This window comes from uncultured Pontibacter sp. (assembly GCF_947495565.1).
In the GTDB taxonomy this organism is placed as follows: Bacteria; Bacteroidota; Bacteroidia; order Cytophagales; family Hymenobacteraceae; genus Pontibacter.
On the sequence record NZ_CANLZM010000015.1, the window covers coordinates 59578 to 83075 of the forward strand.

Here is a 23498-nt window from a genome sequence, read left to right on the forward strand (position 1 = left end):
AGGAGAAATACATTAGCTCTTTTAACTTACCAATGAACCAAGCACAAGTAGACTTTCAACAACTGCGGATTAAACATATCCTGTTTAAGTCGAAGGTGCGCTCTGTGCTGTATGGAGGTACAAAAGATGAGGTTTTCTTTTCCCGCAGTGGTCCTCTTAGCACTTGGTTCAGTTCAGTAGGCATGGGCAGATACAATGATATGCCTGGTATGCAGGAGCTAGCAAGAGTGCAGCAGGAGCTAAGCTCTACTGCCGACCAGTTGTTTCGCCTGTACGCTGGAGGCAAAATTGAGGAAGCATTAACCGGGCTGCAACAAATCGAGGAGCAGTCTGACAGATTCCTGAAATCACTGTTCAGGTTAGAAGAAGGAGTATCTGCACTGGGTGCAGTATAGTAGTTTGTGCCAAGTATAACTACCAACCAGAACCGGCCTGCCACATCCACTGTGGCAGGCCGGTTCTGGTTGGTATAAATTCAATGCAAAATTAGCGTCTCTTAGCCATGCTCGGGAAGCGCATTTTATAGTCTGCGTCTACCTCTCCTTTCGATATTTTGGTGAGCTTGTTCTTGATCAGGCGCTTCTTCAGGCCGGACAGGTAATCGGTGAACAGGATACCCTCGATATGATCGTACTCGTGCTGAATTACGCGAGCCGTCATGCCATCGTACGTGTCCTCGTGCTCGTTCCACTCCTCATCAAAATAGCGGATAACAATGCGCTCCGGGCGGTAAACTACCTCGCGTACACCAGGTATACTAAGGCAGCCTTCCTCAAAGCCCCACTCTTCGCCGTCTTCCTCAATAATCTCTGGGTTGATAAAGGCTTTCTTCACGCCCTTTCCCTCATCCTTCTCATCCATCATAGGTTCAGAGTCGATCACGAACAGGCGAATGCCTTTGCTGATCTGCGGAGCGGCCAGTCCTACGCCATGCGCATGGTACATAGTGGCATACATATCTTCAACGAGCTCTTTTAGCTCCGGAAAATCCTTCGGGATGTCTTGTGCAGGCTCTTTGAGAACCGGATCTCCGTAGGCGGTAATTGGGTAAATCATATGTTTCTGCTTTCTAAATACGACTGAAGTATAATTACGGCGCTTATGCGGTCTACTGTTGCTTTGTCCTGGCGAGCCTTCTTTCGCAGTCCACCGGCCAACATGGTCTGCTGCGCGATCTTAGAGGTAAAACGCTCATCCACCAGGTGCACTGGTATAGCCGGAAACTCCTTCTGAAGCTTGCGCTGAAACCCCACCACGTGCTGCGTGTTGTCGGTAGCCTCGCCGGAAAGGCGCTTAGGCATGCCCAGTACAAATGCTTCCACAGGTTCGCGCTGCACATAAGCTTTCAGGTAAGGCAACACATCCTGGGCATGAACGGTTTCTAACGGACTGGCTATTATCTGGAGCGTGTCTGTAGCAGCCAGTCCCACTCGCTTTGTTCCGTAGTCAATCCCTAAAATTCTGCCCATAGTATACTTGCTTACACTGCAAAGGTAAGGATTTTAATGGTTGGTTGATAATGCTAGGTTGCCAGGTAGTAGTATGGGCATCACGCTAGCCAGGAAAAGAGAGTTGAGACAGTAAATTTGTGCCTCAAACCTCTTCAGACTTGCTGGCGCGGCAAAAACCTACAGCTTAAACTCTAGCGTTACATAGTAGTTACGGGCATCCGAAGGAATAATACCCGGCCCCGGGTAGCCGGTGGCGCGACGCGTATAGTAGCGGTTGTCGGTTAGGTTGTTGATGCCGGACTCCAGCGTAAAGCGCTTGTAAGTATAGCTGCCCGATAGGTCCATTACCCAGTAAGCGGGTATAACACCTACCACAGCGGTTGGCTCTTTGATAGAGTTCTCCGCGTCGGTGTACTGATCGGCGGTGTAAGCATACTGATAGGAGAGCTTAAAGTTATTGCGCTTAAACGATAGGCCTGCCTTGGCTATAACGGATGGCGCCAGCTCTACTTCGTTGCCGTCAATTGCCTTGTCCGGAGAGTCATAGACCGTGTGCACCAGCGTGATGTTAGAAAAAGCGGATAAGCTGGTAGGGTGCTCAGCGCCATAGTATAGCTTCAGGAGGTCGGCTTCCACAAAGGTCTCTAGTCCGTAGTGGTAGGAGTCGCCTACGTTGGTGCGAAGACGGTCGGTGGTGCCTTCTATTTTTCTAAAGTTGATGCGGTCCTGGTAGGCCAGGTAAAAAAGGCTGACATCGTAATTCAGCACCCCGCTTACGTTGCCCCTAAACCCCAGGTCGGTGCTGTAGCCGCTTTCGTCTTTCAGGTTCTGGTCCGGTACCAAATTAGGGTTGAGCACGCGCATGTCGTTAAAGTTGATGGCGCGGTAATTCTGCGAGAAGTTGCCGTATACTTCCATCTGCTCACTCGGTTTATAGCTCAGGCCCACACCCAGAAGCAGGACATTACGCGAGCTTTCACGATTTTCCGGAATCACCTCGTCGTAAATAATAGTGCCGGCGTTATTGGGCACTGTGTAGCGGTAGCTGCCGTCAGCGTTGGTGTTGATCCACTCGTAGCGCACGCCGGGGGTTATACTTAGCTTGGGTGTAATGTTAAAGATGTTCTCGGCGAACACGGCCACATTGCGGCTCAGGTAGTCGTAGTTAGATTCGTTCGGTGCCCCAGTTTCGGAATCAAACCTGAAGTCAGCATCGGAGCCGGCAGAGGCATCGCCCTGCTCCTGATCGGTAAACCCACGGTAGTAGCGGGTGCCCACCAAGAGGGTAGAGAAGGAGTTGCCCAGGTCGTAGCGGTGAATCAGGCGCGTTTCGTTTCCGATGTTTTGGAACTGATCTTTGAGCAGCAGGCGCTCTTCCATATTATCCGGGCGGTTTATTTTGCCCATATAGCCCAGTGCGTCGCGCTGCGCCAGCAGACCAAAGTTGCGGATGTTAAGCTTGGTGCGTTCACCCAAACGGTAATCCAGCGTCAGGGCCATCAGGTTCCAGTTTACCTTAAACCAGTTGCGGTTGCGCTTCGACTGCCGCGCATCCTGCTCAAAATCAATATCGGTCAGGCCGCCCGGCTGCTGTGCCAGGTAATCCATATATGTATAGTCAAAGCCTATTTCCAGCTTGCTGTTCGCCTTATAATGCACGGAGCTAAAAGCGGTATGCGCATCAAAACCAGAATTATCGCGCCATCCGTCGCCGCGCTTGTAGTGATAGAAGCTGTAGTAATGAAACTTGCCCTTGCTGCCGCCAATGCTGTTAAAAGAGTTGAGCAGGCCCCAGGAGCCGGCTGTCTGGCGGGTGGTTAGCTCAAACGGCTTATCCTCCGGACCCTCTTTCATCACGAAGTTGATCATGCCCCCGAACTGTGTGCCATACTGCAGCGAGGCTGCCCCACGCACTACCTCAATGCGGTCCAGTGCTTCGGTTGGCGGGGTGTAATAGCTTTCCGGGTAGCCCAGCGCATCGGCAGAGATGTCGTAGCCATTCTGACGGGTATTGAAGTTGGAGGTACGGTTCGGGCTGAGGCCACGGCCCCCGATGCCCAGTTGCAGGCCTGCGCCGTCGCTCTCCCAAATGTTGAGGCCAGCCACTTTGGCAAAAACCTGGCGGCTGTTGTTGGTGGCTTTATTGGCTATAAGGTCGCTTAGCACCACTACCTCGCTCTTTTTGCCATCGTAGATAGCGGTTCCCTCCACTGAGTTCAGGCGGGTAATACCGAAGGTCTTCTCCCGTTTGCCTTTCACGTTTACCTCGTTCAGTTGCCCTTCCAACTGTTTCAGGGAAAAGTCAAGTATAACATTGCCGTTGCTGATGTTTACCTGCTGCGTAGCCGAAGCCCAGCCTATACTATAGGCGGTGAGCACGTAGGTGCCGGGAGCCAGGCCAGTTACCGTATAGTTGCCTTTAGCATCTGCCTTATATAAAGAGCCGGAATTGTTTAGCAGCACCTCGGCCTGCGGCACCGGCTGCTTGGTGGCGGCACTGTTAACCTTGCCAGTGATGGAGAACGTTTGGGCCAGCGCAGCCAGAGAACTGCAGAGCACCAGAGCGATTGTTAATGTTACGCGCATTTTAATTTAGTTCTGCCCCACTGCCTTTTGCGGCAGAGCAAGTCTATTTAAAGGTAATATCCAGGGCTTCGGCAGGAAGCTTTCTTTTTCGGCCGCTAAGTTAACACTTGGGTCGATAAAAAGCCGGCTGCCGCGGCCATTCATGCTTACATACACCTCGGCGCGCACCTGTGCGCCGGGTATGCCACGGGAGGCAAAGTCCTGCTGCAGCATGTGGGCATACTGCAGGATCATGTCGGGCTGGGTGGCCATCTGCTTCTCCTGGTTGATGGTTAGGTAGTCGCGGTTGTTGATCTCTATCTCATAGCCGGTGTTGGGGTCACGCACATAGAAAAAGGTTGTGCCGGTTTTTTCCATCAGCATCACGCGCCAGGAGAAGCGGTAGCCCTGCTCAGTCCAGAAAAGCTGGCCGGGGTAAAGTATAAAACGCCACGGCACCAGCACCTGCAGCACAAAGTACACGGTCAGCAGGCCCAGCAGCAGCGGCTGCGCGGCAGGCTGCGCAAACTTCGGGAAGGCTGGCTGCCGCACGTTGGCTATACTTCTTAGCCCGTTCAGCACCTTGTTATGAAATTCCTCGGAGAAGAAGATCAGCGTACTCGCCATCATGATGTATGGGAACATGCCGATCTGGAAAAGCACCGCCGTAAGCACATGAAATACGACCACGGTAAAGTATGCAAATAGCCTGCTCCTGCGCCAGCTCAGGAAAAATGGAATAGTAAGGTCGTAGAAGGCCCCAAACCAGCAGAACAGGTAGGCCACCCATACTTTGTCGAGCAGCGGCCCGATGAGCGGCAGGTGCGTGTGGGCCGGTAGCCAATAGCGCAGCGGCATGGCCTCCAGCAGCCAGTCGGGATTTAGCTTGGCCAGGCCCGCATAAAAGTATACAAGCCCCAACTGTAGCTGGAAGATCAGCACAGCCCAGCGCGGCACATGGCTTACCCAAGTATGCGGCTTGCGCAGCGCATCCAGCGAGAAATGACGGTTAGCCGGTACTAAAATCAGCAGCAGCGCCACTATACTTACAAAGTAGTAGTGGTTCAGGTAATTGGTCTTGTCAATGAGCTCGACGTAGGTAAAGCTCAGGAAGAAAAGCAATGCCGACAGGCGGTAAAACAAGCCCAGCACTATTCCCAGCAAGGCCAGCACCATCACTGCGAAAAGAGCATACATGCCTGCCTCACCCAGCGGCTGCACCCACTCAAAACCGTAGTAAGTAAAGTATAGCTTTGGCTGTACATACAGTTCCGTTACCCAGCCCTTCCAGATAAAGCGCAGGATACTAGCCAGCATCATCCCGCCAAAAATAACACGGAATGCCGCCAGCGGAGCCGCGGATACAGGGGCAGTAAGGTATGGCTTTAACTTCTGGAGCATGTCTGTGCTTGCCGGTTATACTTCCTGCGGCCAAGCCTGAAAGCGCAGCCGAAGGGAAAAACAACAGTTAGTCGCCGTCGTTGTCGTTATAGGTTATAGTAACACCAAGAGCGGCTGGCATATCAGTTTTAGTAAGCACAATGAGGCGCTGCAGCTCGTCATATACTTTGGTTACGGCCTGTGGCTGCGTGCTAACGGCCTCTGCAAGCGGAACCTGTATGGCATTGGCGGCGGCCAGTGCGGCATCAAACTGTGCCTCAATGGCGTCAGAGAGCAAACCGTTTTCATAGGGTGCCTGCACATGGTCCAAATAGTCATCCAGGCCGGGGCCATTTGTACCAGTTGCTGTCTGCCCCATAAAGATAGCTTTCTGAGCACGGATAGCCTGCTTCAGCAGCTCCAGCGAGATGCGGCTATAATAAGCCTCTACCTGCTCTGGAAGGGCAGTGCCTGAGGTAAACCTGCCGCTTGGGATACCCACTTTAGCGCGTTTGGTCAGGTCTATCTCATAGTTCAGCTCGTTTACCAGACTGCCGATGGCGCTTCCCACTGCCGTGCCCGGCGAGTTTTTGAAGGTGGTAGCATAGTCGCCGGTGGTCCAGCCGCTTTGCACAGCCTCCACGCGCTGTTTTACTAGGCTGCTAACATCCTGCAGGTACTGTTTGCGCTTGCCAGCATTAGCACCGGAAGTGTACTGGTTTACTACGGCAGCCTCTGTTCCGGCTCCGTACAGCAGGTAGTCCAGGGCCGGAAATCCCTTGGCATCCAGGTTGGCGGCAGCCTGCAGGTTATAAGAAGTGGCCGCGATGTTGCGCTCAATCTCGGCGGCATCGGTAGGGTAGGTGTTAAGGTTTGTGCGCAGCAACTGGTCGTCTGCAGGACCAAATTCATACGTGCCCACGTCTTGCCAAGCCAGGTAAGCGTTTTGGTAAGACGTGCGGGCCGCTGCTAATGTTGCTGTGGTGGGTGTTGCCGCAAAAGCCGCAATAGCCGCGTTCATGGCATCAGTCTTCTCCAAAAATACACTATAAGCCGGTATAATCAGGTTCTCAGCATAGTTAGCCACCATGGCCTGGCGGTCGTAGTCGGCTTTAGGGTTATTGCCATCGCTGTCGGAGCTGCAGCTGCTTAGTAGGGCAAAGCAAGCCAGGGCCATCACGGTATATCTTTTAAACGCTATCATGTGGTATACTTTAAATGCGAAAGGCAGCAGCTATGGAATGGCTATCCCGCAGCTGCTGCACTTACTAAAACACTAACAAATAAATAAGGCGCTACAGCTGTCCTTTAATGCTATCCATGTCATAAGCAGTGCTCAGGATGTCAATAGCTGTGTTAATATCGTCGGCAGTTGTCTCGTACAGGTTGGTGCCGATGGCGTTCATTACCTCCTGGTATTTGGCAGTTGATAACTTGCGGTCGGTTTTATACTGCAGGCTCATGATAAAGCCGATGGCCTCCGACAGGTAATGGCTTTTCAGGGCCTGGTCGGCGATGTTGGTTTTGGTTGCATTCAGCTCAAGTATGGCTGATGCGGCAACCAGGCGCTCCCACTCGGCACGAACAGTGGCGGCAGCCTCGTTCTTGCCTGTCATGTCTTTAGCTGAGATGGCGGCGCGGCCTTTGATGAAGGCATCCATCAGAGCTTTGTTGCTGCCCAGCACGGCATCTACTTTGTTGCTGTAGCTAGCCCAGAACTTCAGGCCGTCTTTGTTGGCAGGGAAATCCACAGGGGCTCCAAAGTATCCGAAAGCCTCATCCCAGTGGTGCTCCATTTTGGTGCCTTCGCCTTCGGTAACTGTTGTGTTGTCTACGGCTGCGCCGATTTTCTCCTCTGTCAGGTAGCCTTCTACAGCCTGGTTGTAGAATACGGCACCCATCAACCCTTTTTGGATCAATTGTGCGTACTCTATCCCGTTTTCGTCTACCAGGTATTTCTTGGTTCCGTCTGCAGAGGTAAGGATGCCAGCAGTTCCTTCAGAGGCTGCAGCGCCTTCGCTTTGGCTGGCAGCGGCCACGGCGTCAAAGTAGTTTTCAAACTGAGCCTGCGCTGTAAGTATGGTTTTGTTTTTTAGTTGCTTTGAGGTGGCTTCGTTCAGAGCAGGGTCAGAGAAGGCGTTGTTTGTATTGGCATACATGTCCTTCATCTTCTGGGCATCCAGCCTGGCGCCGTTGTTGCCTGTTTTAACATAGGCATCCAGCTCAGAAAGCATGGCTAATCTGGTCGTCTGGCCAGAGTAATTTACATTCTCAAAGCTGTAGGTGGAGGGCACGTTGTAAGACAGTGCATCATCGTCATCTGAGCATGAGGTAAAAGTTAGACAGGCTGCCAATCCGACAAGAGCCAGTGTTGTGTGTCTTCTGATAGAGCTAAGCATTTCTATATATTTTATTTGGACTGATTTAAAATAGTGATGCAAAGCTAAGCAACGGGTATATTAGAGGCAAGTGTTATTTAGAATAAGTTTAAATAAAATTAAAGTGTAGGCTTCACAATCCTCTCAGGGGCAAGTATGGGAGGAGAGGTTAGAAGCTGCTCAGCAACTTTAACAAATCTAGATTTGTATAGATATAAAGGACCTCAGTATATTTAAGGTGAATTTTTGGACTACTTTGCCCTGCCTGTACTGTGGCATTTTACCAATTTATACTTTAAAACATGAGCAAGATGGAGCATGGTGAAGAAAAGAGCAGCGTCCGGAACTCTGCATTCCAGATAAAGCTGCCGCTGTTTATAAGCCTGGCGCTGGTAGTGGGCCTGCTGCTGGGTGCTACAATGTTCTCTCCCTCCACCACAAATCCGCAGGGCACTGCCAAAAGCTATCTTAAATTCCGTGACGTGCTGAGTTACATTGACCGCGACTATGTAGATACTGTGGATGTAGAGGAGCTGACTGACTTTGCCATCACTAAGATGCTGGAGAAACTGGACCCGCACACGGCTTACATTCCGGCTGACGAGCTAGCCATGGCGCGATCTTACCTGGAAGGTGATTTTGAGGGGATCGGAGTAGAATTTAATATCTTTAAAGATACTATTTATGTAATTACGCCGCTGAGCGGAGGCCCATCAGAGGCAGCGGGCATACAAGCCGGCGATAAAATCATAAAAGTAGACGGTGAGACAGTAGCCGGTATCGGCATCAACAACGAAGGTGTTTTTAAGCGCCTGCGCGGGCCAAAAGGCAGCAAGGTGAACCTCTCCATCCAACGGAACGCCATCAAAAAGCAACTTAGCTTTACCATTGAGCGCAGCAAAATACCGACAAACTCTGTGGATGTGAGCTACATGGTGGATGATAAAACCGGTTACATTAAGGTTAGCCGCTTTTCGGCCAACACCTACGAAGAGTTCATGGCAGCGCTCAACAGCTTAAAAAGTAAAGGCATGGAGCAGTTGTTACTCGATTTGCGCGGCAACCCCGGCGGTTATATGGACCATGCCATCCGGATGGCTGATGAGTTTATAGCCGGCGATAAGATGATTGTGTACACCGACGGCAAGGGCGACAGGTATGATTCGAAAACTTTTGCGCAAAGGGAAGGAGTGTTTGAGAAAGGGCCTCTGGTGCTGCTGCTGGACGAAGGAAGCGCTTCTGCCTCTGAGATTGTGGCCGGTGCCCTGCAAGACAACGACCGCGCCTTAATAGTGGGCCGCCGCTCTTTCGGCAAAGGTTTGGTGCAGATGCCGATCCCGTTGAACGACGGTTCTGAGCTGCGCCTGACTATTTCGCGTTACTACACGCCTAGCGGCCGCTCCATCCAAAAACCTTACAGCGAAGGGATGGATGATTACCAGATGGATATTCTGAACCGCTTTGAGCGAGGCGAGTACTTTCACCCGGACAGCAGCTTGTATGTAGACTCGCTAAAGTATAAAACACTAAGTGGCCGAGCTGTTTACGGCGGAGGCGGCATTATGCCCGATGTGTTTGTGCCCCGCGATACCACAGAACTGTCGGAGTACCTGAGCCAGCTGTATAACAAGAACGTAATCAGGGAATATACACTCGGCTATTACCAAAAGCACCGCAAAGAGCTGGATAAAATGCCTTACGAAAAGTTTGTCAACAGCTTTGAAGTGACTGATAGAATGCTGCAGGAGGTGGTGCAGACTGCCACAGCATCTGGCGTAACTTATAACGAGGCGCAGTTTAAACGCTCCAGCAACCTGCTCCGGAATCATTTAAAAGCCTTTATTGCCCGAAGTGTGTATGGCAACGATGGCTTCTTCCCGGTGCTGCACCAGTCGGATGAGGAGTTTCAGCAGGGGCTGAAGTATTTTAGGAAGGCGCAAAGTATGGCAGCAGGAGGTATGTAGCTTTTACGTATTTCTGAATTTAGATCACGTATGAAGACTATACTTTACCAGGGATAAGAACGAGTGGAGAATGTTTTAACGTTTTCTATCTTTTAGTTTTATTTGGTAGATCATACTACGAAGTATAAACTCAATCCTCTGTACAAAACCTAACGACACCTTAAAACTAATCATACATGGCATTTTACTATAAACTTGGGGAGATCCCGCACAAACGCCACACGCAGTTCCGGCAACCTGACGGCAGCCTGTATGCGGAGCAGCTGGTGGGCACGCTGGGCTTCAGTGGCGTTTCGTCGTTGCTGTACCATATTAACCCGCCCACGCAGATCAGCCGCATCGGCGACCCTAAACCTTTTGCGCCTAAAAGGGCAGAAGGCGTAAAGCTGGCGCCGCAGCACCTGCGCACCGTAGAGGTAAACGCTACCGGCCCCGACTACCTGAGCGCCCGTAAAACCATGCTGTTTAACAATGATGTGGCCATCAGCCTCTGCAACCCTTCGGAGCATGAAATGGACTACTACTATAAAAACGGCCAGGCCGACGAGGTAGTGTTTGTGCACGACGGCACCGGCGACCTGCTTACCCAAATGGGGCGCATCCCCTTTGGCCCCGGCGACTACCTGGTTATTCCGCGCACCGTTATTCATAAATTCCGTTTCGATAAAGGCGAGAACCAGGTAAGGCTGCTGGTCATTGAGTCTTTCAGCCCGATAGAAACGCCCCGCCGTTACCGCAACCACTTTGGCCAGTTATTGGAGCACTCGCCGTTCTGTGAGCGCGATATGCGTCCGCCGGTAGAGCTTATCACTGAGAATACAGATGGCGAGCACCTGGTGCAGGTAAAAAAGGAGGGAGAGTTGCACCAGTTCTACTACAACTTCAGCCCGCTTGATGCCGTGGGTTGGGATGGCTATTTTTATCCGTACGCTTTCAATATCAAGGATTTTGAGCCGATTACCGGCCGCATACATCAGCCGCCTCCCGTGCACCAGACTTTTGAGGCGCACAATTTCGTGATCTGCTCATTTGTGCCGCGCCTCTTCGATTACCACCCGCTGTCTATACCTGCGCCCTACAACCACTCCAACGTAGACTCCGACGAGGTGCTATACTATGTGGAAGGCAACTTTATGAGCCGCAAAGGCGTGGACCGTGGTTCGTTTACCATCCACCCGGGCGGCATTCCGCACGGGCCGCACCCAGGCACCGTGGAGGCAAGTATAGGCAAGAAGGAAACAGAAGAATACGCCGTGATGATCGACACGTTTAAACCCTTGCACCTAACAGTAGAGGCCCTGCCGTACCTGGACGAGAAGTATCCGATGAGCTGGAACGAACACGGTGACGGGAAAGTGCGCAAAGGCGATATGTTTGACTAAACTGCTTCTAGTTTTGTAACTTGCGGCGTGAAAGGCAGAAACTAAGGTTCTGCCTTTCACGCCGCAACTGTTTTCACCCTTATACTTTACATTGATGAAAAGAATGATGATGGCTGTGCTGCTGTTTGCCATAATAGCCACTGCCTGTGAGAAGATTGATGACCTGCTTACTTTTTACATTAACGAGGAGGAGACTTTCACCATTGAATCGGGGTTTCCGCTAGGCGCACTGATACCTGCTACGCCGTTTACCGTTACCACTAACTCAGAAGAGACGTTTAAGAACAATAAAACCCGTGCGAAACTGGTAAAGGACGTTACCCTGAACAGGCTGGAGCTAACAATCAAAAAACCAGAAGGGCAGAACTTCGATTTTCTAAAGCGGATCGAGCTATACATTTCCAGCGAAGACCAGCCGGAGGTAAGAATAGCCTACCTCGATGAGGTGCCCACAGGCAGCAGTGTGCTGAAGCTGAAATCGACGAACGCTAAACTTGACGAGTACATTAAAAGCAACAACTATACTATCCGCACGCAAGCCGAGATATCAAAGCCTATAACGGAAGACATTACCATTAAAGCCGATATGCGATTTAAAGTAACCGCAGATCCTTTATAAGATGTATACAATACAAATGAGAATTTCAGAACATAATAAATTAGAGAAGATAATTATCGTAGGCGACCGCGTGCTGATAAAGCCGAAAACCGCCAGCGACCAAACCAAGAGCGGCTTATACTTGCCTCCGGGGGTGCAGGCAAAGGAGAAGGTGCAAGAAGGTTACATCATGCGTGTTGGACCTGGTTACCCTATCCCCGCTGACTTTGGCTTTGACGAAGAAACATGGGGGCAGGAGGAAGAAGAGGTGCGCTACATTCCGCTTCAGGCCAAGGAGGGCGATCTGGCTATTTACCTGCAGCGCGATGCCATCGAGATTAACTACCTCGGCGAGAAATACTTTATCGTGCCACAATCGGCAGTGCTCATGCTGGTGCGTGAAGAAGATTTATAAACAAGTACCCGCCGAAAGAGGGAGGTTTATACTTTAACAGGAAGCGCCTTGGCTGTATGCAGCCAAGGCGCTTTGCTTTTATACTTGGTTACTCTAACGGCTTTGTCAGGTCAAAATCAGCTTGGAAGCGAAGTTGGTTGTCGCGCTTTAAAATGTAGCTGAACGTACGGCCGTCGGGGCTGATGGCAAGTATCCACTCATTGGTAGCGGCGGCCGGCAGGAGCTGGGCTGTATAGGCATCTGCCGGAAAGCGTTGCTCCAGTTCATTGGCAGAAGTAAGGGCCAAGCCGCCATATAGGGTGATCTCGTCCGGGGTGCCATCCTCATGGCGGTGGTCGTGCTTCAGTTGCAGGCCTTCCGGTGTTTTACTGATCACCCAGGTCCTGGATTTATCCTCGCCAACTGCAAACGGAATATGGATGGTGCTATCAGAACACGTTTGCACGGTCATCAGAAGCGGCGCACCCGCAAAAGGGTCTTTGCCATCCGCCGGGAAAACCACTTTTCCGCTGAATGACTGTCCGCACAGGCTGCTCATACTTTTATAGAACGATTGCTGCGGGTTGCCAAGTTGATACTGCGGCTTAACGCAGGCTGCCAGCCATAGCAGACAGATAAAAGTCATCAGTTGCTTCATGGGAGCAAAATAGAGAATAAATCTGGGGAAGGCTATATTTATACGTTAGCATATGCCGCAGTTGGTTAAATTTGCTGTCGCTTAGCGGGTTAGCAAGTATAAAGTAATGCAGTGGCCAGCTCAAGAACAAAGACAGACACAGCAAAGCAGCGGGAGCATCAGTTGGTTTTCCGAGTTCTATACTTAGAACTATACTTCGTCAAAATATAAATTTGTTTTAAAGCAACCTCTGCCATTGCTTTAGCATCTGATTAGATGAAGACTTCTAAGCGAACCAATGTCTGTCATACATCATCAATCTATGAATCTAAAATTACTGCTGCCTCTTGTCTTATGTATGCTTTACTTTAACTGTCGTGCCCAGGAGCAGAAGCAGGAGCAGAAGAAGTATAATTACCCTCAAAAAAACTTGCAGGCGCTTCGCGTGGACCAGGCGCTGAAGATAGACGGTGTACTTGATGAGCCCATGTGGCAGCGGGCGGAAATTGCCACGCAGTTCATTAAAAACAGGCCTAACCCGGGGCCTCTCGAAAAACACCCCACCGAGGTGCGCATCCTTTATGATGATGCCGCCATTTACATAGGAGCCATTATGCATGATGTGTCGCAGGATTCCATTTTTAGGGAGCTGGGCCGCCGAGATGACCTGGGTAACACAGACTTTTTCGGCATTTTTCTGGATACTTACCTGGATGAGATAAACGGTTTTGGATTTTTGGTGACTCCAGCTGGGGTGCAGCTCGATGCCCGCTACTCCTCCAACGGCGAAGACTGGAGCTGGAACGCCGTGTGGGAGAGCAGCACCAAACTGAACGAAACAAGCTGGGTAGCCGAGTTGAAAATTCCGTACTCCGCCATCCGGTTTAGCAGCAAGCCTGTGCAGTTGTGGGGGCTTAACTTTATGCGCAACCGGCAATCCACGCGCGAGGCTTTCTTCTGGAATTACGTAGACCCGGCCAAAGACGGTTTCGCCAACCAATGGGGCAGGCTGGAGGGGCTGCGTAATATTGAGGCACCGCTGCGCCTGTCGTTCACACCGTATATTTCGGCTTATATGGAGCGTTATCCTGTGGCACAGGAAGAGTCCGGGCAGTCATCACACGACCATAACTTTAATTTCAGTGGGGGCATGGACGTAAAGTATGGCATCAACGACGCGTTTACGCTGGACATGACGCTGGTGCCGGATTTTAGCCAGGTGCAGTCTGATAACCGGGTGCTGAACCTCTCGCCGTTTGAGCAGCAGTTCAGCGAGAACAGGCCTTTTTTCCTGGAAGGGACAGAACTGTTCAACAAAGGCGGCTTTTTTTACTCCCGCCGGATTGGGGGCAGGCCAGTTAACTCCGGAATTATTTACGACGATGCCTACAGCGAGTACGAGGTAGTGGAGAGCCCAAGCGAAACCAAGATGATCAACGGCACCAAAATTTCAGGCCGAACAGAGTCTGGCTTGGGCATCGGTATTTTTAATGCGGTGGTAGGCGAGCAGTACGCCGAACTGGAAGACAAGGAAGGAAACCGGCTAAAGCTGAAAACGCAGCCACTCACCAACTACAACATCGCCGTTTTCGATCAGTCGCTTAAAAACAACTCCTATGTAACACTGGTAAACACTAACGTGATGCGGCAGGGCTCCACCTACGATGCTAACCTGACCGGCCTTCTCTTCAGGATAGCTAACAAAGGAAACAAGTATGCCATTGATGGAAAGGGTGCCCTGAGTCAGCAGTTTCGCTCCGGAGAGACAGACCGAGGCTACATGTACCGGCTGGGTATGGGCAAAGTAAGCGGCAATTTCCAGTTCAGTGCGGCTCATGTGCTGTATTCCGATAAGTATAACCCAAACGACTTGGGTATTCTGTTCACAAACAACTCATCGGCGCAGGAGGTTGATTTCTCCTACAATTTCTACGACCCTTTCTGGAAGCTGCTAAACCTGTACACTACTATTGGGGCAGTATACGAGCGGCGTTTTCAGCCTAACAAATTTCAGAATTTTGTAATCTACGGTAACGTAAACGGCACCTTTAAAAACTTTACAAGTGCTGGCATCAACATCAACCTGGAGCCTGTTGTAACCTACGATTTTTTTGAGCCTCGCCTGAACGGAAGGGTATATGCTTTTCCGGTAAACTATAGTGCAGGAGGTTGGGTGTCTACTGACTACCGTAAGCGGTTTGCCGTGGACCTGAACATGAGTTATCGCACATTTGATGAGCATAAGCGCCGCAACTTTAGCTATGGCATCTCGCCGCGTTTTAGGGTAAATAACCAGCTTAGCTTTAACTACAGCTTTGAGTCGGGCAACCGGTACGATGATATGGGGTTTGTGAATATTCTCCGCTACAAAAACGCTGACGGCAACGAGTGGAAAGACCCTGATGTGGTGTTTGGCTTACGCGAGGTGCATTCCGTCTACAACAGCCTATCAGGTAGCTATGTCTTTAACAACCGAATGTCGCTGGGTTTGCGGGTGTGGCACAACTGGAGCAAAGTAAACCACAACCGCTACTTCAGGCTGCTTGATCATGGCGCTCTGGAGCCGCATCAGTACGCACCGGAAAAATCGCCGGACGTAAACTATAACTCTTTTAACCTGGATATGGTGTACTCGTGGTGGTTTGCACCGGGCAGCGAGATAAGTATAGTTTGGAAAAATGCTTTTGAGGAGCAGGTGAACATAGTGGACCCGTACTATTTCAATAACTTCTCCCATACCCTCCGCTCACCGCAAAGCAACACTTTCTCGGTTAAAGTACTTTATTATTTAGATTACCTTACGCTGAAACGGAAGCTCGCAAAGCAGTAGTAAGTATACATAAAAAGAGCCGGCAGCAATAAGCTCCGGCTCTTTTTATGTATACTTCTAGTTCAGGTTACTTCCTGATCATGATCTTGCTGGTGTATACTTTATCGCCGTGTTGCAGGCGCACAATGTATAAGCCATTGGAGTGCTTGCTCAGGTCGAATACACCCTTGTATTGGCCATTTATCTGCTTTACTGAGGCTGAGTACAGCTGCTTGCCCAGCAAATCTACCACTGTCAAGGTTAAGTTTTCGGGTGTAGCGGTTTCTACAGTATAACTGAACTTGCCATCGGCGCTTGGGTTCGGGAACACCATTAATTCCGGCCCCACATTACGCTCAGCGCTCTCCAACTCATACCTGTACGCCAAAGACATATCCGAAACACAGCCTTCCTTAAAGGTAATAACGCTGTACTGGCCATTCAGTGTAGGCGTGAAGCGTTGGCCGATGGCGCCTTCCAAAGGTTGGCCGTCTAAGTACCACTGGTTGCCTTCTGGCTGGCTGGAAATCAGTTCTTTGCCTTGGCGTGTTACCTTTGGCTGGTCCAGGGGTGTACCATTTTTAAGCGTTACCGCCACACGGGGGCTTGGGCAGCCAAGGGCGCGCACCTTCAGGTCGTAAAAGTAATAGTAGTAGCTCTCCCAGGAGCTGGTAGCAGTGTTTCCGCTGATAGTAAAGACATCTTTTATCCCAAACGGATACCCCTGCACACCGTTATTGTTTCGGTAAATAGTGGCTCCTTCCTGATAAGAGATCGCGATGTTATACGTACCAGCCTGCGGCAACTCCAGACCCAGGTAGTAAAGCTGCCCTTGGTCGTTAGTGTCGTCGGGCTGAGGGCCTTGGGCTGGAGTGCTGCGGGTGGCGGTAACCCTTAACTCGCGTGCCGATACAGGTGCGCCGTTGCTGTCGTACACCGTAAAAGTTATTTTGCCGCTATGCCCAATGTATAGCCGCGCCTGCTCTAGTATAAGCGGGGCCTGCGTTGTTACCTGCACATCCGGGCTAAACTGGTTATAGCCACCGCCTGGAAAATGGTTTTTATCTGCAGGGCCAATGGTGGCAGAAAAATCATCGAAAGCTGCGAAGAGCGAATTGCCTGCTGTGTTTGCCTGCACCTGTACCTGGTTGCCCGCCGCTATTGGAGTGGTGCTGGTAGAGGAGGTATACCAATAAGGCGTGCCCCCGCCTTCTGCCGAGAAGGTATAAGTAGGGTTTGTGCCGCAACGGAAAGCCGAGGCATTGGCAGGTATAGCCGCATCGCCGGACACTGTAAAAGTATACCCGCGCTGGTTGTTGCTAATTACCGCATCCGAAGCTAAGGCTGATTGCGCAAGCAGCTCGTAAGTAGCGCCTGCCTCCGTGGCAAAGGAGCCGTTTAGCAGCAGTTCAGCTTGTTCAAAAGCCGCCATTTTTTTATCGAAAGTACCTGTAAGCGTTGTCAACTCCTGCCCATTCTTCAGTACTTTTATACTTATAGGGATGTTCTGTTGCTCCGCTGTGCCGTTGTTGCTTATGGTTACCACTACGCCTTGCGCAGCATTGGCACACAGCGAGGTTGCCCCGACTGGCTGCACGGCAGCTATACTTACGTCGTTTTGGGGTTTTATGAATTGGATCAGGTAATCCTGCGTTTCGCCATGGGTATAGCTGCTGCAGGCGTTTACTGTGGCGGCATCAGTGGTTTCCTGCACTACCACGCGCATACGTACCTTGTCGCCGGTTACCAGAATGCCGGGAGCCTTGATAGAAGCTGTATAAGTACCATCGCCGCTGATAACCCCGGATGTGGCAACTACTTCGGAAGGGTCCGCAAAACTGCCGTTGCCGTTCCAGTCGATGTACACCTTAGCAACCTTGCTGGCCGACGTGCCGCAGCTGCCAAGCTCTAGCTTAAGCTGTTTTGTCTGGCTCGGCTCCATGCTGAACACGGTAGAAGTAAGGTCGCGGTAGGTGGTGCAGTCGTCCTGCTGGCTTACACTCTGAAATCCGAAGGTAAGCTTTTTGATACGGGCCCCTTGGTTAGAGGCGGGCGCACTGGCGCAGGCTGCTGTGCCTCCTGCGCCGCTCACCAGCAGCGCGTAATCCTGGGTGCCTGCGGTTAGGTTGCCTTTATGCCTAATAGTTATCGTATACGTTTGGCCCGGAACAGCGTCTGGCACCAGTATCTGCTCCACATTGTCTACTATATTGTCGCCGGTTGTGGCGGCAGCCTCGGGAGTGGCAGGGTTCAGCATCCAGGGGAGATAGTCTTTGCCATTGCCCGCTACGCGAATATCCAGGTCGTTTACCAGTTTCGGGGCGCGGTTGTTCAGCGCTTTGGTGCCTATGGCTGTTACAGTGGCCTTTGGGTCAGTCCAAGAAATCGTGATCTTAAGCGGGCCGTTGCCTGAGGCAGTTACCTGCAGTGTCTGCGTCTCGTTTTGTTTCAGCGTTTTCTCCTGCAGCAGGTGCGTACCGCCGGTATTGCTGATAACGTTGGCTGCCTGCTCAGCATTTAAGAGTCCCCAGCCAAAGCTGTAGTCGGGGCCTTCGGAAGTGCCTGCTTCGTCGGCGGTATGTATAGCTAAGCCTTTTAAAGTAGCCGCCCGCATAAATTTGCCAAAGTTGATCTTGGAGTAATGCTCCTGCAGCAACAGCAAAGTACCTGCTACGTTGGGCGCCGCCATAGAAGTGCCGCTCTGCACCTGATAGCTACGGTCGTTGCTAGAGTAGGTGGAGAGTACGCTGACGCCGTTGCCCACAATGTCCGGCTTTATACGCCCGTCATCTGTGGGTCCCCAAGAGCTGAAAGCAGCCATTTTTACATCCTGTGGCTGGTTGTACCCATCCGTAATAGAGGAAACAGCGCCTACAGTAAGTATGTTTTTGGCAGTACCTGTAGTAGAAATTACATCGTAACCATTGTTGCTGCTTATATTGTTCGGGCGCGACGGCACCAGCTCAAACGTACCGTTGCTGTTGCGCTGGAAGTATGGCTTGCCTACCTCAGGGCCTCTTTCGCTGCGGTTGTTGCCCGAAGATTTTACGATGAGGTAGTACGGTGCGTTAAAAGCAATTTCATCCCAAGTGGCGGCTTCGCTGTTGTAGTACCCAAAGGTATAATCTTCTTCGCGGCTCACGCTGGTATTGCCCCACCACTCCCAGTACGGGTCTTCGTCGGTGCCTTCGCGGTCTGAGTTAAAGCGCCAGCCAGCCAGGTTGCCATACGAGTGATTAGAGATCAGCAGGTCTTTGGCAGCCTCGGCCATCTCGGCATTATCCCCGTTAAAATCATAGGCCAGTAAAGATTTATAGCCAAAGGCCATTCCTTTTGCCAGTTGGTTTACACCGGTGGCTATCATGGTGCCGGCTACGTGCGTGGCGTGTTCGCTAACTTTAGTTGGATTATCTTTCTGGATGATACGTCCCGTTAACTCCTGATGTGAGGCAAGTACACGGCCACCATCCCAGACGGCAAGCTTGTTCGTTAGGTTGCTGCTGCTGCCGCTCAAGTTCAGGCCCAAAGCGCCCCCTGACCACAATTGGTTGGTGCGGGTGGTGGCAGCTGCGCTTGAGTTGTTGTAAGTGATGTAGTAAACAGGCATTCCGGTCGCGTCCAGTCCCTGCAGCGAAATAAATGTACCGTCTTTATACTCTTTCTCTATTACCCAGCCATACTTCGCAGCCAGCGCCAATGCCTTGGCACGGTTTGCCTGGTGATCCTTTTTGGCATCGATGGCGATGCGCTGTAGTGCCTGTGTGTTGGCACGGTCCGGGGTAAGGCCACGTTGCGCAAGTGCTGTAGAGCCTGTAGCCAGACCTAGCGCAATAAGCCAAAGGCTCAGTCTTTTCATATAAAAACGGGAGGGTAAAAGTGTTCCATTCTAAAGATACTGTAAAATCATTATAAAGGCAAAGAGGTTCCTGATGATTAAATATTTAGGTTGAGGCTATCGTGTTGGGGAAGTTTTATACTAGTGCAGCTGCTGTTGCTGTAATGCGAGGCAGTTTATACTTGCTGTTCACCTTCCGAATTATACTTATATTAAATAGCTGCTGCGTATGTAAGTATGCTTTTGCAAGGGACTAAAGTATAAATCAGCAAACCTGCCGCGAGGTTTCAACTTGTGGCTTTCCATGTCAGCAAGCTTTCAGCTTGCGCTAACCAGCAGCATTTATACTTCCATAAACCGAAAGTTCGCCCCCAAAAGCTATAAAATGGAATTTTGAGGCAGAAGCTGCCGAGGCTGCAAAAGCTACTACAGGTGCTAAAACAAAGAAAGCGCCCCGGCCATAACCGGGGCGCTTTCATAAAGTATAGTTATCTCTACAGAATTATTGCTGCTGATATTGCGCGAACTCCTTGGCAAAGTAAGACAAGATGATGTCGGCGCCGGCGCGTTTTATGCTTAGCAAACTCTCTAGCATGGCTTTCTCACCGTCTATCCAGCCTTTTTCGGCTGCGGCTTTCACCATAGCGTACTCACCGCTCACGTTGTAGGCGGCAATAGGCAGGTGTGAGCTCTCGCGCAATGATTTAATGATATCTAGGTAAGCCAGGGCTGGTTTTACCATCAGGTAGTCTGCGCCTTCGGCCGTATCCAGTTCGGCTTCCAGTAATGCTTCGCGGCTGTTGGCCGGGTTCATCTGGTAGGTTTTCTTGTCGCCCATTTTAGGGGCGGAGCTCAAAGCATCGCGGAACGGGCCGTAGAAGGCACTGGCATACTTTGCTGTGTAGCTCATGATGCCTACTTTTTGATAACCGTTCTCGTCCAGCACGTGGCGGAGGTGCGCCACACGGCCATCCATCATATCTGAAGGGGCCACTACATCGGCACCGGCCTGCGCTTGTGCCAGAGCCATTTTGCCCAGTACCTCCAGCGTCTCGTCGTTCAGGATTTCCCCGTTCTGCACAATGCCGTCATGGCCGTCAGAGCTGTATGGGTCCATTGCGATATCGGTAAACAGCACCACTTCCGGGAAATTCTTCTTTATTTCACGGATGGCTTTAGCGTAGAGGCCGTCAGGGTTGTGGCTTTCGGTAGCATACTTGTCTTTAAGCTGATCCGGTATGCTTGGGAACGGCGCAAAAGCTTTAATGCCTAGAGCAACGCAGGATGCTATTTCCTCTTGCAGCGTATCAATGGAAAAACGGTTGATGCCAGGCATGGAGGCTACTTCTACCCGCTGGTTCTGCCCCTCTATAACAAATAAAGGAAGTATAAAATCGTTAACCCCCAGTGTTGTTTCCTCCACCAGGTTGCGTATAGCTTCCATTTGGCGGTTGCGTCTTGGTCTTCTGATCATATCTATCGTTTTTACAGAAAAACTGTCTGTTTTAAATCTTTGCAAAGTTACGGCTTAAATGGTAGAAAAGCTGTGTGTTTGTAACAGTAGGGCAGGCGTATGTCGGGGAGAGGGTATAAAAGAAGAGTAGTGCAGCTGTCTTCCTGCCCCTTCGGGTCAGTCGGGTTAAAAACTCAGCAGCATAGATAGGCACGAGTTACAAATTCGCGCCAGCAGACGCGGCAGACGGAAGTATAAAAAAAGGGACGCAGCCCGCTGCGTCTCAGCAAAACAAAAGCTACCGAAAATCAGCTAGATCACTGGTTATCGTTATCCTCATCCGGTAAAATCTCCACATCCTGCACCAGCACAAAATTCTCGATCTCGCGGGCTCTCGGTGTATTGGCAAGGCCTCCTTCAGCGGTCTCTTTATACTTGCGTTCCATACTTTCGCCCACTTCGCCGAGGGCCGCCACGCACTGGTCTACCGGTATAACCGGATCAACGCCGGCAATGGCCAGCTGCGAGGAAGAAAAGGCGATAGCCGCGGCGCTTGCGTTGCGCACAATGCAAGGCACCTCCACCAGGCCCGCCACCGGGTCACAAACCAGGCCCAGCATACATTGTATAGTAATGGCCACGGCATTAAACACCTGCTGCACATCGCCACCGAGGCAGTATACAATGGCACCTGCTGCCATAGCAGCAGCGCTACCCGTTTCGGCCTGGCAACCACCCACGGCACCGGCTAGCGAGGCGTTTTGCTCAATAATAAGAGCTATGCCAGCAGCTACCAATAGGCCCTCGTGTATTTTTCTGTCATCCAGGCCATGCAGTTCCTGCAAAGTGGTTAACGTGCCCGGCAGTATACCGGAGGCGCCCGCCGTTGGAGCTGCCACCACGCGGCCCATGCAGGAGTTAACCTCCTTGGCGCCCAACGCACGCGATACCAGCATCTGAAACTCCGGCGAGAGAACCGTAACCGGCGATTTGGCTACTTTCTTGGCGCTGTTGTTTACCATGCCCGAGCGTGATCTCATGTCTTCGGTGAGGCCGGTTTGCACGGCATCCTTCATCACATCAAAGGCCTTGGCAATGTTCTCCCAGATATAAGCTTCGGAGCGGCCTTTCTGCTCAATCTCGTACTCCAGCACAGGCTGGTATAGCGGTTCGCCGGTTTCAGCGCAGTGCTTTTTCCAGCTCTTAAAATCAGTGAATAGTAATGACATGTTTTAATTCCTTCTATAGTGTTTGTCGCGTTTGGTCGGGCAGTTGCAGTGTACCTGGCCTTGCTACAAGTATACGTATTTCAAAGATAACATAACCAGTGGCAGGAAATGTTCTATACTTTAAAAGTATGCGTGGTTAACCTATAGCGGCTCAGGCCGTTTCCTGAAGAGTAAACTCAATTTATACTTATACTATGGAGAAAGACAAAAAGCGAGTAGCCATGCGCGTGCACGGCAAAGTACACGGCGTGTTTTTCAGGGCCAGCACAGAGGAAAAGGCACAGGGGCTCGGCCTTACGGGCTTTGTGCAGAACGAGCCCGACGGCACAGTATACTTAGAGGCCGAAGGAAGCGCTGCCGCCCTGGAGCAGCTGGAGCAATGGGTGCATCAGGGTCCAACCCGTGCGCGGGTAGAAAAGGTAGAAGTAGAGGAAAAAGAAAGTATAGAAGGGTTTGAGAGGTTTGAGCAGCGGCGGTAGAGAATTAAGTTTAGCACAAGTGTACGCCTGCGTAATGTACCGGAACAAGCGCTGTTAAGTAAAATTGAGTGTAAGGCTGCGCAGCCCGCGTCTGTTCCGGTGCAGGTTTAAAAAGTATAGCCGCACTCACCTCCAACAAACTACCCCGGCCGAGGTAACTGGCCTGCTTACAGACTGTTGTAATAAGCTACCAATTTGGCTATGTCGCTGTCGTTGCGCAGGTTCAGTGCGTTTGATTTGATGTAGGTTTGCAGGTAATCGGCTTTCTCCGGCAGGGCAGACAGAAGCGAGCTTTTGGTTTTCTTCACTTTTACCAATTTGTTGCCATTGGCTACGTAATAATCTTCGCTCTCCTGCACTTCCCGGTCTATAGTAGCGGAGCTGTAGTTTTTGCGGTCAAATATATTTTTGGAGGTGCGCTTCAGTAAAGCTGTCTTACCGTCAGTAAGCACCTCCAGAAAGGTGTCAGGAGAAACACTCTCGCCGCTGTAGCCTTTACGGAAGATCTTGCTTACTTTCTCGTTGTTTTGGATGTAGCTAATGCTGAACTCCTGTACCGGTTCTATCAGCTCTCTTACCTGGTTATCCTTGGTCTTAAAAACGATCACATCCTTCACCTGGTCATACATCATGTTGATACCCTGATAGATGGTGCCGTTGCTCAGTGCAATACTGCCCTCCGCCCAATCGGGGTGCAGGTAAGGAGAGCCCTGCATAGAGATGGTGTTGTACTCATGCACAGCCTTGCCTTTCATATCAGAGGTTTGAGTATACTGTGCCGCAGCATCCATGTAAAATAGCCCGCTGGCCAGAAACGAAAGCACAAGTACTTTAACTGCTTTTCTCATATGGTGTATTCGGTATAGCTTTAGGTGCTGAAGATGCAAAAAAATCTTAATATAAACTATGGCGTATCTTTATTTTCGTCAAGTATTTAGACGTAT

18 protein-coding genes are annotated in these 23498 nt (G+C 50.9%); 7 read left to right on the forward strand and 11 right to left on the reverse strand.

Translation table 11 applies throughout. The features are described from left to right. Positions 1-32: 32 nt before the first annotated feature. A complete protein-coding gene (locus Q1B04_RS17180) occupies positions 33-395 on the forward strand; it encodes a histidine kinase (protein ID WP_299761074.1) in 363 nt (120 codons plus the stop codon). Positions 396-486: 91 nt separating this feature from the next. Here Q1B04_RS17180 and def read toward each other — a convergent pair whose 3' ends face one another. The 6 genes from def to Q1B04_RS17210 form a co-directional block, all read right to left on the reverse strand. Next, positions 487-1056 carry a peptide deformylase gene (gene def, locus Q1B04_RS17185; protein ID WP_299761076.1) on the reverse strand — a complete coding sequence of 190 codons (570 nt, stop codon included), beginning with the start codon at positions 1054-1056 and terminating at the stop codon, positions 487-489. Continuing rightward, positions 1053-1469, reverse strand: coding sequence for a Holliday junction resolvase RuvX (gene ruvX, locus Q1B04_RS17190; RefSeq protein ID WP_299761078.1), 417 nt, complete (start codon positions 1467-1469; stop codon positions 1053-1055). The genes def and ruvX overlap by 4 nt, the downstream gene beginning before the upstream one ends. A 159-nt stretch (positions 1470-1628) precedes the next feature. Further along, on the reverse strand, positions 1629-4037 hold the full coding sequence (locus Q1B04_RS17195) for a TonB-dependent receptor (protein WP_299761080.1): 2409 nt from the start codon (positions 4035-4037) through the stop codon (positions 1629-1631). A gap of 6 nt (positions 4038-4043) precedes the next feature. Next, positions 4044-5417: an HTTM domain-containing protein gene (locus tag Q1B04_RS17200; protein ID WP_299761082.1), complete on the reverse strand. Its 1374-nt coding sequence runs from the start codon at positions 5415-5417 to the stop codon at positions 4044-4046. A gap of 67 nt (positions 5418-5484) precedes the next feature. Beyond that, positions 5485-6600 (reverse strand): imelysin family protein, encoded by a 1116-nt coding sequence (locus tag Q1B04_RS17205; RefSeq protein WP_299761084.1) that lies wholly within the window; start codon positions 6598-6600, stop codon positions 5485-5487. Positions 6601-6691: 91 nt separating this feature from the next. Beyond that, positions 6692-7795, reverse strand: a complete 1104-nt coding sequence (locus tag Q1B04_RS17210) for a DUF4856 domain-containing protein (protein WP_299761086.1) — start codon at positions 7793-7795, stop codon at positions 6692-6694. Positions 7796-8076: 281 nt separating this feature from the next. On the opposite strand from Q1B04_RS17210, the gene Q1B04_RS17215 reads away from it, so the two are divergent. The 4 genes from Q1B04_RS17215 to Q1B04_RS17230 all read left to right on the forward strand — a co-directional run bounded on the left by Q1B04_RS17215 (position 8077) and on the right by Q1B04_RS17230 (position 12133). Further along, on the forward strand, positions 8077-9738 hold the full coding sequence (locus Q1B04_RS17215) for a S41 family peptidase (protein ID WP_299761089.1): 1662 nt from the start codon (positions 8077-8079) through the stop codon (positions 9736-9738). Positions 9739-9914: 176 nt separating this feature from the next. Continuing rightward, positions 9915-11120, forward strand: a complete 1206-nt coding sequence (locus Q1B04_RS17220) for a homogentisate 1,2-dioxygenase (protein WP_299761093.1) — start codon at positions 9915-9917, stop codon at positions 11118-11120. 94 nt (positions 11121-11214) lie between these two features. Then, positions 11215-11739, forward strand: coding sequence for a hypothetical protein (locus tag Q1B04_RS17225; RefSeq protein WP_299761096.1), 525 nt, complete (start codon positions 11215-11217; stop codon positions 11737-11739). 16 nt (positions 11740-11755) lie between these two features. Further along, entirely contained in the window at positions 11756-12133 is a 378-nt protein-coding gene (locus tag Q1B04_RS17230) for a co-chaperone GroES family protein (RefSeq protein ID WP_299761099.1), read from the forward strand. A gap of 88 nt (positions 12134-12221) precedes the next feature. On the opposite strand, the gene Q1B04_RS17235 is transcribed toward Q1B04_RS17230, so the two are convergent. Further along, positions 12222-12770 carry a hypothetical protein gene (locus Q1B04_RS17235; RefSeq protein ID WP_299761102.1) on the reverse strand — a complete coding sequence of 183 codons (549 nt, stop codon included), beginning with the start codon at positions 12768-12770 and terminating at the stop codon, positions 12222-12224. A 301-nt stretch (positions 12771-13071) separates the two neighbouring features. On the opposite strand from Q1B04_RS17235, the gene Q1B04_RS17240 reads away from it, so the two are divergent. Further along, a complete protein-coding gene (locus tag Q1B04_RS17240) occupies positions 13072-15579 on the forward strand; it encodes a DUF5916 domain-containing protein (RefSeq protein WP_299761105.1) in 2508 nt (835 codons plus the stop codon). Between the two features lie 67 nt (positions 15580-15646). Here Q1B04_RS17240 and Q1B04_RS17245 read toward each other — a convergent pair whose 3' ends face one another. The 3 genes from Q1B04_RS17245 to sdaAA form a co-directional block, all read right to left on the reverse strand. Then, a complete protein-coding gene (locus Q1B04_RS17245; protein ID WP_299761107.1) occupies positions 15647-19414 on the reverse strand; it encodes a S8 family serine peptidase in 3768 nt (1255 codons plus the stop codon). A gap of 481 nt (positions 19415-19895) precedes the next feature. Next, a complete protein-coding gene (gene hemB / locus Q1B04_RS17250; RefSeq protein ID WP_299761110.1) occupies positions 19896-20867 on the reverse strand; it encodes a porphobilinogen synthase in 972 nt (323 codons plus the stop codon). 296 nt (positions 20868-21163) lie between these two features. Next, positions 21164-22075, reverse strand: coding sequence for an L-serine ammonia-lyase, iron-sulfur-dependent, subunit alpha (gene sdaAA, locus Q1B04_RS17255; protein ID WP_299761113.1), 912 nt, complete (start codon positions 22073-22075; stop codon positions 21164-21166). A gap of 194 nt (positions 22076-22269) precedes the next feature. On the opposite strand from sdaAA, the gene Q1B04_RS17260 reads away from it, so the two are divergent. Beyond that, entirely contained in the window at positions 22270-22554 is a 285-nt protein-coding gene (locus tag Q1B04_RS17260; protein ID WP_299761116.1) for an acylphosphatase, read from the forward strand. 167 nt (positions 22555-22721) lie between these two features. On the opposite strand, the gene Q1B04_RS17265 is transcribed toward Q1B04_RS17260, so the two are convergent. Further along, complete coding sequence (locus tag Q1B04_RS17265; protein ID WP_299761119.1) at positions 22722-23402, reverse strand: hypothetical protein; 681 nt, start codon at positions 23400-23402, stop codon at positions 22722-22724. Positions 23403-23498: the final 96 nt, after the last annotated feature.

Coding starts and splice junctions, on each gene's coding strand:
- Q1B04_RS17180 (WP_299761074.1), top strand. CDS start 33: ATGAACCAAGCACAAGTAGACTTTCAACAACTGCGGATTAAACATATC.
- def (WP_299761076.1), bottom strand. CDS start 1,056: ATGATTTACCCAATTACCGCCTACGGAGATCCGGTTCTCAAAGAGCCT.
- ruvX (WP_299761078.1), bottom strand. CDS start 1,469: ATGGGCAGAATTTTAGGGATTGACTACGGAACAAAGCGAGTGGGACTG.
- Q1B04_RS17195 (WP_299761080.1), bottom strand. CDS start 4,037: ATGCGCGTAACATTAACAATCGCTCTGGTGCTCTGCAGTTCTCTGGCT.
- Q1B04_RS17200 (WP_299761082.1), bottom strand. CDS start 5,417: ATGCTCCAGAAGTTAAAGCCATACCTTACTGCCCCTGTATCCGCGGCT.
- Q1B04_RS17205 (WP_299761084.1), bottom strand. CDS start 6,600: ATGATAGCGTTTAAAAGATATACCGTGATGGCCCTGGCTTGCTTTGCC.
- Q1B04_RS17210 (WP_299761086.1), bottom strand. CDS start 7,795: ATGCTTAGCTCTATCAGAAGACACACAACACTGGCTCTTGTCGGATTG.
- Q1B04_RS17215 (WP_299761089.1), top strand. CDS start 8,077: ATGAGCAAGATGGAGCATGGTGAAGAAAAGAGCAGCGTCCGGAACTCT.
- Q1B04_RS17220 (WP_299761093.1), top strand. CDS start 9,915: ATGGCATTTTACTATAAACTTGGGGAGATCCCGCACAAACGCCACACG.
- Q1B04_RS17225 (WP_299761096.1), top strand. CDS start 11,215: ATGAAAAGAATGATGATGGCTGTGCTGCTGTTTGCCATAATAGCCACT.
- Q1B04_RS17230 (WP_299761099.1), top strand. CDS start 11,756: ATGAGAATTTCAGAACATAATAAATTAGAGAAGATAATTATCGTAGGC.
- Q1B04_RS17235 (WP_299761102.1), bottom strand. CDS start 12,770: ATGAAGCAACTGATGACTTTTATCTGTCTGCTATGGCTGGCAGCCTGC.
- Q1B04_RS17240 (WP_299761105.1), top strand. CDS start 13,072: ATGAATCTAAAATTACTGCTGCCTCTTGTCTTATGTATGCTTTACTTT.
- Q1B04_RS17245 (WP_299761107.1), bottom strand. CDS start 19,414: ATGAAAAGACTGAGCCTTTGGCTTATTGCGCTAGGTCTGGCTACAGGC.
- hemB (WP_299761110.1), bottom strand. CDS start 20,867: ATGATCAGAAGACCAAGACGCAACCGCCAAATGGAAGCTATACGCAAC.
- sdaAA (WP_299761113.1), bottom strand. CDS start 22,075: ATGTCATTACTATTCACTGATTTTAAGAGCTGGAAAAAGCACTGCGCT.
- Q1B04_RS17260 (WP_299761116.1), top strand. CDS start 22,270: ATGGAGAAAGACAAAAAGCGAGTAGCCATGCGCGTGCACGGCAAAGTA.
- Q1B04_RS17265 (WP_299761119.1), bottom strand. CDS start 23,402: ATGAGAAAAGCAGTTAAAGTACTTGTGCTTTCGTTTCTGGCCAGCGGG.